Source organism: Variovorax sp. Root411 (assembly GCF_001425205.1).
Lineage (GTDB): Bacteria > Pseudomonadota > Gammaproteobacteria > Burkholderiales > Burkholderiaceae_C > Variovorax.
Genome location: NZ_LMDW01000016.1, coordinates 218,306 through 232,397, shown reverse-complemented (window position 1 = coordinate 232,397; position 14,092 = coordinate 218,306). Strand labels below are relative to the sequence as shown.

The following is a 14,092-nucleotide window of genomic DNA, read 5'->3' as shown; positions in this document are numbered from 1 at the left end:
AAAGTGATTGATTGACATGAAGCTGCTCCACATCGACTCCAGCATCCTCGGCACCAACTCCACCTCGCGCCTGCTCTCGGCCGAAGTCGTGACCGCCTGGCGCGCCGCCCACCCCGACACCGCCGTCGAATACCTCGACCTGGCCGTCGACACCCCCTCGCACTTCAGCGCCGATGCGCTGGGCATCAAGACCGGCGTGCAAGCACAGCCGACCGAAGCCCAGCAGCGTGAAAACGCGCTGTCCGAAAAGCTCGTGAGCCAGTTCCTGGCCTCGGACGTGATCGTCATCGGCACGCCCTTCTACAACTTCTCGATCCCGACGCAGTTGAAGGCCTGGATCGACCGCCTCGCGCAGATCGGCCGCACCTTCAAGTACACCGACAAGGGCCCCGTGGGCCTGGCCGGCGGAAAGACCATCATCGTGGCCTCGAGCCGCGGCGGCATCTACTCGACCAGCGAAGGCGGCCAGGCCATGGAACACCAGGAGAGCTACCTCCAGGCGGTCTTCGGTTTCTTCGGCATCACCGACGTTCGCTTCGTGCGCGCCGAAGGCGTGGCGATGGGCGACGAAGCCAAGGGCAAGGCCTTGGCCGCGGCCCGCGCCGACATCCTGGTGGCGACGGCCGAAGCCGCGAACCAGCGCGATGCAGCCATCGCAGCCTGAGTTCGCTCCCGCACCATAAAAAAGCCGCCCGGCACGGGCGGCTTTTTTTGCTTTGCGCAGAGCAGATCAGGCTGCGTGGTTCTTGACCCAGGCCACGTACTTGTCCATCCAGCCCTGCAGGAACTTCTTCGAGCCTTCGTTGCCGATGTGGCCCTTGTCGTCGAACAGGTCGTCCTTGGCCTGCAGGAACACTTCGGGCGTGCCCATCGTGGGCACATCGAGGTAGGCCAGGATGTTGCGCAGATGCTGCTGCGCGAGCGCGGTGCCGATGGCGCCCACCGAAATGCCGAGCACGCCCGCCGGCTTGCCCGCCCAGGCGCTCTGGCCATAGGGGCGCGACGCATGGTCGATGGCATTCTTCAGCACGCCGGGCACCGAGCGGTTGTATTCGGGCGTGACGAACAGCAGGCCCTGCGCCGCCGCGATCTCGGTCTTGATGCGCTTCACCGCCGGCGCCTGGTTGCCGTCGTCATCCTGGTTGTACAGCGGCAGGTCGTCGATGCGCAGGTGCTCGAAAGTGAAGTCCGAGGGCGCGAGGTGCGCCAGCGCGAGGGCCAGCTTGTGGTTGTACGAATCCTTGCGAAGGCTGCCGACAATGACGGCGATCCGGGTCTGGGCCATGGATGGAACTCCTTGAAGTGAAGGGGAACGGGGGTCGACGAAACCCATTATGCGAAGCCCCAAAGGCCTTTTCCGCAAAAGTTCTTGACCCGACAGCGGCTGCCGGAGGAAAACTGCCAAGAGCGGCATCGCGCGATCCCGGGCATCATCGCGCTCGGTCTTCTAACGATTCAGGAGCAACACGCGATGAGATTTCTGGTGGTGGGTGCCGGTGCACTCGGTGGTTATTTCGGCGGCCGTCTGTTGGAGGCGGGGCGCGACATCACCTTCCTGCTGCGCCCGCGCCGCGCGGCACAGCTCGCGAAGACCGGGCTGGTGGTGCAGAGCCCCTTCGGCGACCTGCAGTTGCCCGCACCCAGGCATGTGCTGGCCGATGGCATCGACGGCCCCTACGACGTGGTCGTGGTCGGCAGCAAGGCCTATGACCTCGACTCGACGATGGACTCGTTCGCGCCGGCGGTCGGCCCCGACACCGTGATCCTTCCGCTGCTCAACGGCATGAGCCACATCGACCGCCTGGCCGAACGCTTCGGCAGCGAGCGCGTGCTGGGCGGCCTCTGCATGATCTCGGCCACGCTCGACGACGAAGGCCACGTGCTGCACCTCAACGACATGCACGGCCTGAGCTATGGCGAACGCGCGGGCGGCCGCTCGGCCCGCGTCGATGCCATCGCGGCGCAGTTCGCGGGCGCGAAATTCGAGGCCACGGCCAGCGACAGCATCTCGCAGGACATGTGGGAAAAGTGGGTCTTCATTGCTTCGGCGGCGGGCCTCACGAGCCTGATGCGCGCGTCCATCGGCGACATCGTGGCCGCTGGCGGGCAGGACGTGGCGCTGTCGATCTTCGACGAGTGCTGCGCCATCGCCGCGCACAACGGCTTTGCGCCCCGCCCCGCCGCCGTGCAGCGCGGCCGGGCCATCATGACGGCCGCCGGCTCGCCGATGACGGGGTCGATGTACAAGGACATTGTCCGCGGCGCGGCGGTCGAGGCCGATCACATCGTCGGCGACCTGCTGGGCCGCGCGGCCCCAAGCAACTCGCCGGTGCCGACGGTGTTGCGCATCGCGTACGTCCACCTCAAGGCCTACGAGGCACAGCGCGCCCGCACGGCGAGCGCCTGAGGCCGTGCGCGACGCGCTGGCGTTCCTTCACACGGCGCAGGTGCATGTGCCGACCTTCGAGCGGCTGGTGAGCGAGGTCGCGCCCGGCCTGCGCGTTCGGCATTCGGTGCGGGAGGACCTGCTGGCCGATGCGCGCGTGGTGGGCATCGATGACTCGGGGCTCGTGACACGCGTTCACGACGCCATGCGCGAGGCCGCATCCGGCGGTGCTGCGGTCGTCGTCTGCACCTGTTCGACCATTGGCGCCATCGCGGAACGAACCGCTCCGGGCGGCTCGTTCAAGGCCATGCGCATCGATCGCGCCATGGCCGACCGCGCAGTGCGCACCGGGCCGCGCGTGCTGATCGTGGCGGCGCTCGAAAGCACGCTTGCGCCGACAACGGCCCTGATTCTTTCCGCTGCGCAGAACGCTGGCATTGTCGTGCAGCCGGACACGCTGTTCGTCGAGCAAGCCTGGTCTCACTTCGAAGCCGGCGACAGCGTGCGCTATGTCGAGGCCCTGGCCCGTTCGATCCGCGCCGCGGCAAGCAAGGCCGACGTCGTCGTGCTTGCACAAGCCTCGATGGCCCCCGTGACAAGCGCGCTTGCAGATCTCGATGTCGACATCCTCAGCAGCCCCGCTCCGGGCGTGCAGCTTGCCGTTCAACTGATCCGCGAATGATCACAGATCGGTTCCATTATCTATTCAAACAATCATTCAATTTTCTGAATCTCCCATTGAGAAATAGAATAATTATCTATTCACATTGATATTCAATGCCTGCCTCTTCCGCCGCCTTGGCCGAAACTGCCCTCGCGCTCATCCGATCGCAAGGCACCGTCACGAGCGCCGAGCTCCAGGCACGGCTCGGCGTCAGTCAGCCCACTGTCTCCCGCACGCTGGCACCGCTGCTGCGCGGCGCGGACATCCTCAAGGTCGGCGCAGCGCGCTCACAGATGTATGTGGGACCACGCCACGTGGAGCGGGTCGGCACCGAAGTGCCCGTCGTCAAGGTCGATGCAAACGGCAATGCCACACCGTTCGGCCGCGTCGTGCCGCTGCAGGGAGGTCGCTGCTGGATGGACGAACTGGAAGGCCGCAGCGCCCTGCACGATGGGCTGCCCTGGTTTCTTTCCGACATGCGGCCACAGGGATTCATCGGCCGCGCCTTTGCCCACGGCCACCCCCAACTCGGCCTGCCAGCCAACCCGGAACACTGGACCGACGACGATGTTCTTCAAGCGTTGGCACTCTGCGGCGAAGATCTGCCCGGCAACCTGATCGTCGGCGCAGAGTCGTTCCGTCGCTTCCAGTCGATCACCGCGCAACCAGTTCCGCAGGTGAGCACCGGCAACTATCCCGCGATGGCGGAAAGCGCCATGCAAGGCACCTTGCCGGGTTCGTCGGCCGGTGGCGAGCAGCCGAAGTTCTGCACGGTGCGCGAAGGGCGACAAGTGATCGTCAAGTTCTCGCCATCCGGCGCCTCGCCCGCGGACAGGCGCTTGCGCGATTTGCTCGTGTGCGAGCATCTGGCGCTGCGCACACTGCAGGAGGCTGGCGTTGCAGCGGCCATCACCCGCCTGTTCATCGAAGCAGGTCGCGTCTTTCTGGAGGTCGAGCGCTTCGATCGCACCGCCGACGGCCGCATCGGCATGGTGTCGCTGATGGCCTATGACGCGCAGCACATCGGCAAGATCGATAACTGGGCAGCCACCGCCAACCGCATGGCATCGCGCGGGCTGCTACGCGCAAACGATGCCCAGCGGCTGCGCTTCCTCGAGGCCTTCGGCCGGCTCATCGGCAACACCGACCGGCATTACGGCAACATTTCGCTGCTCATCGAAGACGGCAACTGGCGCCTGGCTCCTGCGTACGACGTGCTGCCCACGCTCTACGCCCCCATCAACGGCGAGTTGCCGCCGCGCGACCTGGCAACCAGCGGCCTGGCGCCGACCGTGGAGACATTGGAGGAATGGCCGCAAGCGCGACAACTGGCCATCGTGTTCTGGCAAACCGTCGCGGCAGACGCGCGCATCACGCCGCCGTTCCGCGCCCTCGCCCGAAAGAACGCCCGGTTCACCGATGAAGCGACGGCCGGCTGAATCGGCGCAAGGTCAATCCGACTTGAGAATCGTCTCCCCCTTCAACACCCCCATGTCCCGGATGTTGAAGCGATGCCGCTTCCAGCCCTCCCAGGTCCGCCGCATGTGCGTGACCGAGATGAAGTAGTACAGAACCTTGAACATGCCCAGCGGACCCCGCATGGGCGTGCCGCGATAGATGTCTCCGGCCAGCAGCGACATCAGCCCCTCCTTCACGCGGAAGGGGTTGCCCGGATGCATGAACATGTCGCGGATGGTCGGGTTGGTCACGCGGTAGATGAACCACGAGTACTCGCGCGGACCCTTGCGCATCATGGTCTCGAAACCCTTGCGCGCCACCGCCAGTTCGCCCGGCTGGTCGAGCGCGGTCGCCACCAGTTCGGCGCCGTCGAAGGCGCTGTGCATCGCGAGATACACGCCCGAGGAGAACATCGGGTCGATGAAGGTGAAGGCGTCGCCCAGCATCAGGTAGCGGTCGCCCGTGGCGTGCGTGCTCGCGTACGAGAAGTTGCCGGTGGCGTGCACCGCATCGTCGACCAGCGTGGCATTTTTCAGCCGCTCCACCAGCACCGGGCAGGTCGCGATGGTGTCGTAGAAGAACTCCTTCAGCGGCTTGTCGCGCGTCTTCAGGTAGTACGGCCAGCAGACCGCGCCCACGCTGGTGGTACCGTCGGCCAGCGGAATGAACCAGAACCAGCCGTGCGGAAACCAGCAGATGCTGATGTTGCCTTCCTTCTTGCCCTCGAGCCGCTCGGCGTTCGTGAAGTGGCCGAACAGCGCGGTGCTGTTGTGGTCGGGGTTCTTTTGCTTGCAGCGGAATTTGTTGGCCAGCAGCGTGTCGCGGCCGGTGGCATCGACCACGAAGCGGGCGCGCCAGTTGCGGCGCGCGCCGTCGTCCATCTCGGCTTGCACCGTGGCGCCATCGGCGTCGAAGGCCACGTCGCGCACCTTGCAGCCTTCGATTGTCTGCGCGCCGCGCGTGGCTGCGTTGCGGAACAGCAGTTCGTCGAGTTCGGAACGGCGCACCTGCCAGGCGGAGTCGAGCGCCTTGTCCAGGCCCTCGGCAAAGTCCACGTAGCTGCGATGCTCGTGCTCGGGCGAGACGAATTCGATCCCGAACTTGGGCATGCCGATCTTCTCGACCTGATCGCGCACGCCGAGCTTGTCGAACAGTTCGACGTTCGCGGGCAGCAGTGATTCGCCGATGTGAAAGCGCGGATGGTGCGCCTTCTCGAGCAGCACCACCTTGCGGCCCTGTTGGGCCAGCAGCGCCGCGACGGTCGAACCGGCGGGACCGCCGCCGACGACCATCACGTCGCAGGATTCGTCGGGGGTTCCGGGCGCGGAAGAAAAAGTAGCTTCGGGCAAGGACATGCGAGGGCGGGCGACATTGTTAACGACGGATAAGCATAGCGCGCCGGCCACCCGAAGAAAGCAAAGTCGGCTAAGCGGCGCGCGCCCAAGAGCGGCACACTCCGGGCATGCCCCTGCGCCCAGTCGAACAGAACTACCGGGAACGTGTCTCGCGTGTCGTCGCGGCCATCGTGGCCGACCCGATGGCCGAGCACCGTCTCGAAGACCTGGCGCGCCTCGCGAATTTCTCGCCCTTTCATTTCCACCGCGTCTACCACGGCATCGCAGGCGAAACGGTGGCCGCCACGGTGCGGCGCGTGCGGCTGGCGCTCGCCACGCACTTGCTGACGCGCAGCGACGAGAGCATCACGCAGGTGGCGCTGGCGGTGGGCTACGAGAGCCCGCAGGCTTTCACGCGCGCCTTTGGCCAGTTTGCCGGGCAAGCTCCGCGCGAGTTCCAGCGGCAGATGCGCGAGGCGATCCTCGATGCGGCTCCAGCTCTCCAGGACAGGGGCACCGGCACCTCGCCGTCCGTGCGCATCGTCGAACGCCGCGCGCAGCCAGTGCATGCGCTGCGCCATCGCGGGCCGTTCTCCACCATTCCCCATACCCACCGGCGGCTGCGCGCGCATGCCGCCGGCCGGGCCGTATCGGACTGGCTTGGCATTTCCTGCGGCGCCCCGGATGCACCGTCCGACTTCAGGTACTACGCCGCGGCGGCATCGCCTGACCCCTGGCTGGTCGACGAAACGGAGATCGAGTTGCTCGACATTCCTGGCGGCCTCTACGCCGTGCATGGCCTCGCGGGGCCCTACACCCGTATCAATGCCGCCGTGCACGCGCTCTACGCGCAATGGCTGCCCGGCAGCGGGTACGAGCCGGACGACCGCCCCACGCTGGAGCACTATCTGAACTCGCCGCGCCAGGTCGCCCCGGCCGCACTGCGCACCGACCTGCTGATTCCGATCCGCAAGGCAGGCTGACATCCGATCTTCATGCAGGACCCACTCACCATGCCCCTTCTTCGCTTCCTCTTCCTCGCCGTCTTCTGCGTCTCGGCGACGCTCGCCCAGGCCGCGGGCTTCAGCACCATCGAGATACCTGCCGACCAGGAAGGCCCGGCGTTGCGCGGCGGCGTGTGGACGCCATGCGCCGCGGTGGCGGGCGAGATCAAGGTCGGCCCGTACGCGATCCAGGGTGTGCGGGATTGCCCCGTCGCAGGCTCCCGGCTGCCATTGATCGTCTTGTCGCACGGATACGGAGGCTCCTACCTCGGCCATCACGACACGGCGCAAGCACTGGCCGACGCAGGCTTCGTGGTCGCGGCCATCAGCCATTCGGACGACAACGCCCAGGTTCGCGGCCGCCCCGGCGACAAGATCTCCGCGCTCGCCACGCGGACGACCGACATCAAGCGGCTGATCGACCACATGCTCCAGCAATGGCCCGCACACGACAGGCTCGCGGCAGACCGGATCGGCTTCTACGGCTTTTCGAGGGGCGGCTACACCGGCCTTGTGCTCGCTGGCGCGCGCCCGGATTTCGAGCGGCTGCCACCCTTGCCTTCGTCCCCCTGCACGACGGCACCGGAAAGCCCGGCATGCGCGCTGATGCGCCAGAGATTCCAGGAACTGCTCGCCTCGCCGCTGGTTCACGACACCCGCATCAAGGCAGCCGTGATCGCCGATCCGCTGAGCATGGTCTTCGATGCCAACGGCCTGAAGAACGTGACGATTCCGATCCAGCTCTGGGCGTCCACCTACGGCGGCGATGGCGTCACGCCCGAAAGCGTGGCGGCAGTTCGCCGCAATCTGCCCGTGGCGCCGGACTGGCGGGTGGTGGAAAAGGCCGCGCACTTCGCTTTTCTCGCGCCCTGCACGCCCGCACTGCTCGAAGCGATGCCCGAGATCTGCCGCGACGGGCCCGGCTTCGACCGCGTGGCCTTTCATGCGGCCTTCAACGCCGAGGTGCTGGCCTTCTTCAGGCAGCACCTCGGGCCGAAGCCCTGATCGACGCGGGCGCCGCTGTCCTGCCGGCCGTCGCAAAGTCTTGGACGAACGCCTTCAGGCACCGCCCTTCGGCGCATTCTGCAGGCTGGCCTGCGTGACGTTCGCGCCCGCAGGCACGTTGTCGGTGATCCACACGTTGCCGCCGATGACGGCGCCCTTGCCGAGCGTGACGCGCCCGAGGATGGTCGCGCCCGCATAGATGACGACGTCGTCCTCCACCACCGGATGCCGCGGCAGCCCCTTCTGCAGGTTGCCCTCGGTGTCGGTCGGGAAGCGCTTGGCGCCGAGCGTCACGGCCTGATACAGCCGCACGCGCTTGCCGATGACGGCCGTCTCGCCGATCACGACACCCGTGCCATGGTCGATGAAGAAACCTGCGTCGATCTGTGCGCCCGGGTGGATGTCGATGCCCGTCTGCCCATGCGCCAGTTCGGCCACGATGCGCGCCAGCAGCGGCAGCCCGAGCTTGTAGAGCTCGTGCGCAAGGCGGTGATGAATCATCGCGAGCACGCCCGGGTAGCACAGCAGCACCTCGTCCACGCTGCGCGCGGCGGGGTCGCCCTGATAGGCCGCGAGCACGTCGCTGTCGAGCACGCGGCGCAGGTCGGGCAGCGCGTTCGCGAACTTGCGAATGGCGTCGGTGGCCGTGTCGTCGATTTCGCTGGCGGGGCGCGGCGCGTGGCGTGCGTTGAAGTTCAACTCCAGCCGCGCCTGCGCCAGCAAGGCCTGCAGCGCGGAATCGAGCGTGTGGCCGACGTAGAAGTCCTCGCTCTCGTGGCGCAGGTCGGGCGGGCCGAGCCGCATCGGAAAGAGCGCGCCCTTCAGCGACTCGACGGTCTGCGCGAGTGCGTCGCGCGATGGCAACTCGCGCGCGACGGGCTCGCGGGAGCGCCGCTGCGAATCGCGCCATTCATTGCGCACGCCGTGCAGCGCACGGACGATGTCGCTCACTTCGAAATGGGCCATTTTTTTCTTCCCGGGATGTATTCGGGAATCAATTCTGCACCCGCGGGAGCGGCGGAAGCACCAGCCGGCGCTTCAGGCGCGGGCCGATTCCGGTGCTTCGTTCGGGTGGGCGTCAGAGTTTCGCGATCGAAACTTCCGTGGACTTCACGAGCGCGACCACGTCGGAGCCGACCTTCAGTTGCAGTTCGTCGACCGAGCGCGTGGTGATGACCGAGGTCACGATGCCCCAGGCGGTTTCGACATCGACCTCGGAGACGACGTCGCCGCGGATGATTTCGCGGACCTTGCCCTTGAACTGGTTGCGCACGTTGATGGCTTGAATGGACATGATGGTTTCTCTTTCGGGTTGAATGAAGACGGGGTTTGGGATGGTGAGGCGGAGGCGGGGAAAAGAAGGCTCAGATGGCCCAGCGCAGGGCATGCGCCGGGGTACCGAGCCAGCTGGCGTCGGTGCTGCTTTCTGCCTCCTCGGGAGCTCCGGGCTTTTGCAGCACCCTGTCGAGGATGCGTTTCTCGATGGCCGCGAAGGCAGGGTCGCCCTGCGAGCGCGGACGGGCCAGTGCGATGTTCTCGTCGAGGGCGATGCGGCCGTCTTCGATCAGGATCACGCGATCGGCCAGCGCAACGGCCTCCTGCACGTCGTGCGTCACCAGCAGCGCGGTGAAGCGGTGGCGCCGCCACAGGTTCTCGATGAGACGGTGCATCTCGATGCGGGTCAGCGCGTCCAGCGCGCCGAGCGGCTCGTCGAGCAACAGCAGGCGCGGGTGATGCACCAGTGCGCGCGCCAGGGCCACGCGCTGCCGTTGCCCGCCCGACAGGCGCGCCGGCCATTCGTTCTCGCGGTCGGCCAGGCCGACTTGCGCGAGCACTTCCTTGCCGCGCGCCTTCGCATCGTTCGGCAGGCCTAGCGTCACGTTGTCGAGCACGCGGCGCCATGGCAGCAGGCGCGCCTCCTGGAACATGATGCGGGTGTCGTCATGCAGGCCGTGCACGGCCTTGCCGTCGGTGTAGAGGCCACCGGCACTTGGCGCCTCGAGCCCCGCGACGAGCCGCAGCAGCGTGCTCTTGCCGCAGCCGCTGCGCCCGACGATGGCGATGAACTGGCCCGGCTCGATGGTCAGCCGGGTATTGCGCAGCACTTCGCGCGCGCCGTAGCGCTTGTGCAGGCCGCGCGCTTCGAGGCGCACGCCGCCGGCGATGGCGGGATGGTCTTTGACTGCGGTCATCTCAAGTTCCTTCTCGAATTTCTGAAAAACTGCGGGACGAGGGATATGCGAACGATCGAGAACCTCGTCGTTTTCCCGGCCCTCACTTCGCCTTCTTCTGATAGCCAGGGTGCCAGCGCAGCCACCATTGCTCCAGCCCGCGTGCGAACAGGTCGGCCAGCTTGCCGAGCAGCGCGTACAGCAGGATGCCTACCAGCACGATGTCGGTCTGCAAAAACTCGCGGGCGTTCATCGTGAGGTAGCCGATGCCGGCCTGCGCCGAGATGGTCTCGGCCACGATCAGGATCACCCACATCAGACCCAGCGAGAAGCGCAGCCCCACCAGGATCGACGACAGCGCGCCCGGCAGGATCACCTCGCGGTACAGCTGCCAGCGCGACAGGCCATAGGTGCGCCCCATCTCGATCAGCTGCGGGTCAACGTTGCGGATGCCGTGGAAGGTGTTCAGATAAATCGGGAAGAACACCGACACCGAGATCAGGAACAGCTTGGCCGACTCGTCGATGCCGAACCACAGGATCACCAGCGGGATCAGCGCCAGTGCCGGAATGTTGCGCACCATCTGGATGGTGGAGTCGAGCAGCGTCTCGGCGAATTTCACCGAGCCCGTCAGCAGGCCCAGCGCAAGCCCTGCCCCACCGCCGATGGCGAGCCCCGCGAGCGCGCGGCCCGCGCTGACCTTCACGTGCGTCCACAACTCGCCCGAGGCCGTGAGCGTCCATGCGGCCTTGACCACGTCGACCGGCGCCGGCAGCACGCGGGTGCTGAGCCAGCCCAGCGACGACGCGATCTGCCAGAACACGACGAGCCCGACGGGCACGAGCCACGGCACCAGCCGCTTCGCGACGTTGATGCCGAAGGCCTTGAATGCATTGCCTTCGTTGGCCGTGTTTCCGGTGGGTGCGATTGCCGGCAGTTCCTGAACTTGTTCCGTCATGGGAGGTCCTTAGCTTTGGGAGGCGAGGCGCGAAGGCGCATCGAGATTGGCGACCACTTCACCGAACGGCCCGCTCAGCGAGCCGCCCGCGAGCCGCGACTTCGCCTTGCGCGAAAGCAGCGGAAACACCAGTTCGGCGAAGCGATAAGCCTCTTCGAGGTGCGGATAGCCGGAGAGGATGAACTTGTCGAGGCCCAGCGTCGCGTACTCCTCGATGCGCGCTGCGACGGTCTTCGGGTCGCCCACCAGCGCGGTGCCGGCGCCGCCGCGCACGAGGCCCACGCCGGCCCAGAGGTTGGGAGAAATCTCCAGTTCGGCGCGCGAGCGCCTGGCGCCGCCCGCATGCAGCGCGGCCATGCGGCGCTGGCCTTCGGAGTCCATGCGCGCAAAGGCGGCCTGGGCGCGGATCACGGTCTCGTCGTCCACGCGGCTGATCAGTTCTTCGGCCGCCTTCCATGCGGCGTCTTCGGTCTCCCGCACGATCACGTGCAGGCGGATGCCGAACTCCACTGTGCGGCCCTTGCGTGCGGCGCGGTTGCGCACGTCGGCGATCTTCCTGGCCACCTCCGCAGGCGGTTCGCCCCATGTGAGATAGGCATCGACCTGCTCGGCCGCAAGCTCGTGCGCGGCGGCCGACGAGCCGCCGAACCACACCGGCGGATGAGGGTTCTGCACCGGCGGATAGAGCAGCTTCGCGCCCTTCACGCTCAGGTGCCGGCCTTCGTAGTCGAAGCCTTGCCCGCCATGGCTGCGCGCAAGAATCTCGCGCCAGATGCGGATGAACTCGGCCGACTGCTCGTAGCGCGACGCATGGTCGAGGTAGACACCGTCGCCTTCGAGCTCGGCCTGGTCGCCGCCCGTCACCAGGTTCACGAGCAGGCGTCCGCCCGAGAGCCGGTCGAAGGTCGCCGCCATGCGCGCGGCAAGGCTGGGCTGGTGCAGGCCGGGCCGCACCGCGACCAGGAACTTGAGCGTCTTCGTCGAGCCGATCAGGCTGGACGCGATGACCCACGGGTCTTCGCACGAACGGCCCGTCGGGATCAGCACGCCTTCGTAGCCGAGGTTGTCGGCCGCGCCGGCAATCTGCTGCAGGTAGGCCAGGTCGATGGGGCGTGCGCCTTCGCTCGTGCCGAGGTAGCGGCTGTCGCCGTGCGTGGGGAGGAACCAGAAGATCTGCATCACGCGACCCCCGCGCCGGCGGCTTCGAGTACGTTGATCTTTTTGGGGATCAGCTTCAGCGCAAAGAAGGTGTCGGCAATCTGTTGCTGCTCGGCGAGGATGGCCTTGGTGATCGGACCGGTGCCATAGGCCGTGCGGCCCTGCGCCAGGTCGGCCACCGCCTTGGGCAGGCCCCAGAGCGCGGCCAGCTCGGTGGCCAGTTCGTCCTTGTGGGCGGCGCCCCAGGTGTCGACCTTGTTGACTTCCTCGATCGCGATCGCGAGCACGTCGGCGTTCTTCGCGACGTAGTCGAGCGACGAGAAGTAGTAGCCGCGGTTGCCGACCACGCCGGTGGCGTCGGCCAGGATGCGCGCGTCGAGCGACTTCTCGGCCGCGGCCAGGAACGGGTCCCAGATGACCCACGCGTCGACCGAGCCCTTCTCGAACGCCGCGCGCGCATCGGCCGGCGGCAGGTAGACCAGGTTCAGGTCTGCGTATGCGAGGCCGTGCTTCTCGGCCAGCTTGGCGATGAAGTAGTGAACGTTCGAGCCCTTGTTGAGCACGATCTTCTTGCCCTTCAGATCTGCCGCTGTCTTGATGGCGGAACCCTTGGGCACCAGCACCGCCTCGGCCCGCGGACGCGGCACCGTCGCGCCCACGTAGGCCAGCGGCGCACCCGCGGCCTGCGCGAAGATGGGCGGCGCCTCGCCCACGTCGCCGAAGTCGATCGAGCCGACGTTCAGTGCTTCGAGCTGCACGGGGCCGGCGGTGAACTCGGTCCACTTCACGCTCACGCCGAGCGGTGCCAGGCGCTTCTCGAGCGTGCCGCGGCCCTTGAGCAGCGTGAGATAGCCCTTCTGGTGGCCGATTCGGAACTGGCGTGCGGGGGACTGCGCCAATGCAGCGAACGAGGAAGGCAGCGCGATGGCTGCGGCGGCGCCCTGGATCAGGCGGCGGCGGGGTGCGGAAATCAATGTCATGGCAAGGCTTGTGTGTGGAATGCGCCGCGCTCAGGCGGCGGCAATGAAGCTCACGATCAGCGCAATGGCGCTGACGACGACGGCGCTCACGGCGAGATCGCCGAGTGCGTGCCAGAGGGAGCGCGGCGTCGTGTCGAGCACGGAGTCTTCGGTGGCAACGGGGTTCATGCAGAGATTCCTTGGTGTTGCAAAACGTCGGGCAAAGGCTGCCCCGCACCGCGCGCAGGCGGTTTTCAAATCGGCGGGAATGAGGGATGAGGTCGACTAGCCGGGCTCGCGACGAGCCCGTGCTTTCAGACGCTACATCGCACGCGAGAAAACGGTACCGGCTCGAAGCCGTGGGTCGCCGGCAGCTTCAGGCCTTCGGTGGCCAGCACCTCGACGGCCTCGTTGAGCCGTTCGGCGAGGTCGGGGTGCACCTGGTAGGCGTTCTCGGGCGTCAGCGCAATCTGCGATTCGCTGGCGTAGACGCCCGGCAGGATGTGACGCGCCGCCAGCGACTGCAGCACGGGCCGCAATGCGTAGTCGAGCGCTAGCATGTGGTGCGGGCTGCCGCCTGTAGCCATCGGCAGCACCGTCTTGCCCTTGAGCGCGTTCTGCGAGAGCAGGTCGAGGAAGACCTTGAGCACGCCGCTGTAGGCTGCCTTGTAGACCGGCGTGGCCACCACGACCACGCGGGCCTCGGCCACCTTGGCAATCGCGTTCACGATGGCCGGATGGTTCCAGTCGGCCAGCAGCAGCGCCTGCGCGGGCAGCTCGCGGATGGCGAGCCGCTCGATCCGCGCATGGCGCCGGGCCAGGCGCTCACCCACCGCATCGAGCAAGGCGGTGGAACGGGACGGGGTCGAGGGGCTGCCGGCAATCAGGAGAACGGACACGGGAAGCTTTCGTTTTTGATCTTCGGAAATTCAGGGCGAGCCGGGCCACGGCGCTCGTCGAACGGCGCCCTGCACTGCCGGCTTGGCAGCGGGTTG

16 protein-coding genes are annotated in these 14,092 nt (G+C 66.9%); 6 read left to right on the top strand and 10 right to left on the bottom strand.

What is annotated here, in order from left to right; translation table 11 throughout:
- Positions 1-16: 16 nt before the first annotated feature.
- Entirely contained in the window at positions 17-664 is a 648-nt protein-coding gene (locus ASC92_RS17705; protein ID WP_056518261.1) for an FMN-dependent NADH-azoreductase, read from the top strand.
- A gap of 66 nt (positions 665-730) precedes the next feature.
- On the opposite strand, the gene ASC92_RS17700 is transcribed toward ASC92_RS17705, so the two are convergent.
- Positions 731-1,285: an NADPH-dependent FMN reductase gene (locus tag ASC92_RS17700; RefSeq protein WP_056518260.1), complete on the bottom strand. Its 555-nt coding sequence runs from the start codon at positions 1,283-1,285 to the stop codon at positions 731-733.
- 186 nt (positions 1,286-1,471) lie between these two features.
- On the opposite strand from ASC92_RS17700, the gene panE reads away from it, so the two are divergent.
- From panE to yjjJ, 3 genes are all read left to right on the top strand, one after another.
- A complete protein-coding gene (gene panE / locus ASC92_RS17695; protein ID WP_056518258.1) occupies positions 1,472-2,407 on the top strand; it encodes a 2-dehydropantoate 2-reductase in 936 nt (311 codons plus the stop codon).
- A 4-nt stretch (positions 2,408-2,411) separates the two neighbouring features.
- On the top strand, positions 2,412-3,068 hold the full coding sequence (locus tag ASC92_RS17690) for an aspartate/glutamate racemase family protein (RefSeq protein WP_056518256.1): 657 nt from the start codon (positions 2,412-2,414) through the stop codon (positions 3,066-3,068).
- 95 nt (positions 3,069-3,163) lie between these two features.
- Positions 3,164-4,489: a type II toxin-antitoxin system HipA family toxin YjjJ gene (gene yjjJ, locus ASC92_RS17685; RefSeq protein ID WP_056518254.1), complete on the top strand. Its 1,326-nt coding sequence runs from the start codon at positions 3,164-3,166 to the stop codon at positions 4,487-4,489.
- Positions 4,490-4,501: 12 nt separating this feature from the next.
- On the opposite strand, the gene ASC92_RS17680 is transcribed toward yjjJ, so the two are convergent.
- Entirely contained in the window at positions 4,502-5,863 is a 1,362-nt protein-coding gene (locus ASC92_RS17680; protein WP_056518252.1) for an NAD(P)/FAD-dependent oxidoreductase, read from the bottom strand.
- Positions 5,864-5,970: 107 nt separating this feature from the next.
- Between ASC92_RS17680 and ASC92_RS17675 the strand changes: the two genes are divergently transcribed.
- Both ASC92_RS17675 and ASC92_RS17670 read left to right on the top strand, forming a co-directional pair.
- Positions 5,971-6,825, top strand: a complete 855-nt coding sequence (locus ASC92_RS17675; RefSeq protein WP_056518250.1) for an AraC family transcriptional regulator — start codon at positions 5,971-5,973, stop codon at positions 6,823-6,825.
- 30 nt (positions 6,826-6,855) lie between these two features.
- Positions 6,856-7,851 carry an alpha/beta hydrolase family protein gene (locus ASC92_RS17670; protein WP_056519108.1) on the top strand — a complete coding sequence of 332 codons (996 nt, stop codon included), beginning with the start codon at positions 6,856-6,858 and terminating at the stop codon, positions 7,849-7,851.
- Positions 7,852-7,905: 54 nt separating this feature from the next.
- On the opposite strand, the gene epsC is transcribed toward ASC92_RS17670, so the two are convergent.
- From epsC to ssuE, 8 genes are all read right to left on the bottom strand, one after another.
- Positions 7,906-8,817 carry a serine O-acetyltransferase EpsC gene (epsC, locus tag ASC92_RS17665; RefSeq protein WP_056518248.1) on the bottom strand — a complete coding sequence of 304 codons (912 nt, stop codon included), beginning with the start codon at positions 8,815-8,817 and terminating at the stop codon, positions 7,906-7,908.
- Between the two features lie 112 nt (positions 8,818-8,929).
- On the bottom strand, positions 8,930-9,145 hold the full coding sequence (locus tag ASC92_RS17660; RefSeq protein WP_007829250.1) for a TOBE domain-containing protein: 216 nt from the start codon (positions 9,143-9,145) through the stop codon (positions 8,930-8,932).
- Positions 9,146-9,215: 70 nt separating this feature from the next.
- Positions 9,216-10,043 (bottom strand): ATP-binding cassette domain-containing protein, encoded by an 828-nt coding sequence (locus ASC92_RS17655; protein ID WP_056518246.1) that lies wholly within the window; start codon positions 10,041-10,043, stop codon positions 9,216-9,218.
- Positions 10,044-10,125: 82 nt separating this feature from the next.
- Positions 10,126-10,980, bottom strand: a complete 855-nt coding sequence (ssuC, locus tag ASC92_RS17650; protein ID WP_056518245.1) for an aliphatic sulfonate ABC transporter permease SsuC — start codon at positions 10,978-10,980, stop codon at positions 10,126-10,128.
- 9 nt (positions 10,981-10,989) lie between these two features.
- Positions 10,990-12,159 (bottom strand): FMNH2-dependent alkanesulfonate monooxygenase, encoded by a 1,170-nt coding sequence (gene ssuD, locus ASC92_RS17645; RefSeq protein WP_056518243.1) that lies wholly within the window; start codon positions 12,157-12,159, stop codon positions 10,990-10,992.
- The gene (locus ASC92_RS17640) at positions 12,159-13,118 is read right to left on the bottom strand and encodes a sulfonate ABC transporter substrate-binding protein (protein WP_056518241.1); all 960 of its coding nucleotides are present in this window, start codon (positions 13,116-13,118) and stop codon (positions 12,159-12,161) included. The genes ssuD and ASC92_RS17640 overlap by 1 nt, the downstream gene beginning before the upstream one ends.
- A gap of 30 nt (positions 13,119-13,148) precedes the next feature.
- On the bottom strand, positions 13,149-13,286 hold the full coding sequence (locus tag ASC92_RS29100; protein ID WP_200936000.1) for a hypothetical protein: 138 nt from the start codon (positions 13,284-13,286) through the stop codon (positions 13,149-13,151).
- Positions 13,287-13,411: 125 nt separating this feature from the next.
- Positions 13,412-13,996, bottom strand: coding sequence for an NADPH-dependent FMN reductase (gene ssuE, locus ASC92_RS17635; protein ID WP_056518238.1), 585 nt, complete (start codon positions 13,994-13,996; stop codon positions 13,412-13,414).
- Between the last annotated feature and the right edge of the window lie 96 nt (positions 13,997-14,092).

Excerpts from the sequence above, each read along its gene's own strand:
- ASC92_RS17705 (WP_056518261.1), top strand. The coding sequence starts at position 17 with ATGAAGCTGCTCCACATCGACTCCAGCATCCTCGGCACCAACTCCACC.
- ASC92_RS17700 (WP_056518260.1), bottom strand. The coding sequence starts at position 1,285 with ATGGCCCAGACCCGGATCGCCGTCATTGTCGGCAGCCTTCGCAAGGAT.
- panE (WP_056518258.1), top strand. The coding sequence starts at position 1,472 with ATGAGATTTCTGGTGGTGGGTGCCGGTGCACTCGGTGGTTATTTCGGC.
- yjjJ (WP_056518254.1), top strand. The coding sequence starts at position 3,164 with ATGCCTGCCTCTTCCGCCGCCTTGGCCGAAACTGCCCTCGCGCTCATC.
- ASC92_RS17680 (WP_056518252.1), bottom strand. The coding sequence starts at position 5,863 with ATGTCCTTGCCCGAAGCTACTTTTTCTTCCGCGCCCGGAACCCCCGAC.
- ASC92_RS17675 (WP_056518250.1), top strand. The coding sequence starts at position 5,971 with ATGCCCCTGCGCCCAGTCGAACAGAACTACCGGGAACGTGTCTCGCGT.
- ASC92_RS17670 (WP_056519108.1), top strand. The coding sequence starts at position 6,856 with ATGCCCCTTCTTCGCTTCCTCTTCCTCGCCGTCTTCTGCGTCTCGGCG.
- epsC (WP_056518248.1), bottom strand. The coding sequence starts at position 8,817 with ATGGCCCATTTCGAAGTGAGCGACATCGTCCGTGCGCTGCACGGCGTG.
- ASC92_RS17660 (WP_007829250.1), bottom strand. The coding sequence starts at position 9,145 with ATGTCCATTCAAGCCATCAACGTGCGCAACCAGTTCAAGGGCAAGGTC.
- ASC92_RS17655 (WP_056518246.1), bottom strand. The coding sequence starts at position 10,043 with ATGACCGCAGTCAAAGACCATCCCGCCATCGCCGGCGGCGTGCGCCTC.
- ssuC (WP_056518245.1), bottom strand. The coding sequence starts at position 10,980 with ATGACGGAACAAGTTCAGGAACTGCCGGCAATCGCACCCACCGGAAAC.
- ssuD (WP_056518243.1), bottom strand. The coding sequence starts at position 12,159 with ATGCAGATCTTCTGGTTCCTCCCCACGCACGGCGACAGCCGCTACCTC.
- ASC92_RS17640 (WP_056518241.1), bottom strand. The coding sequence starts at position 13,118 with ATGACATTGATTTCCGCACCCCGCCGCCGCCTGATCCAGGGCGCCGCC.
- ASC92_RS29100 (WP_200936000.1), bottom strand. The coding sequence starts at position 13,286 with ATGAACCCCGTTGCCACCGAAGACTCCGTGCTCGACACGACGCCGCGC.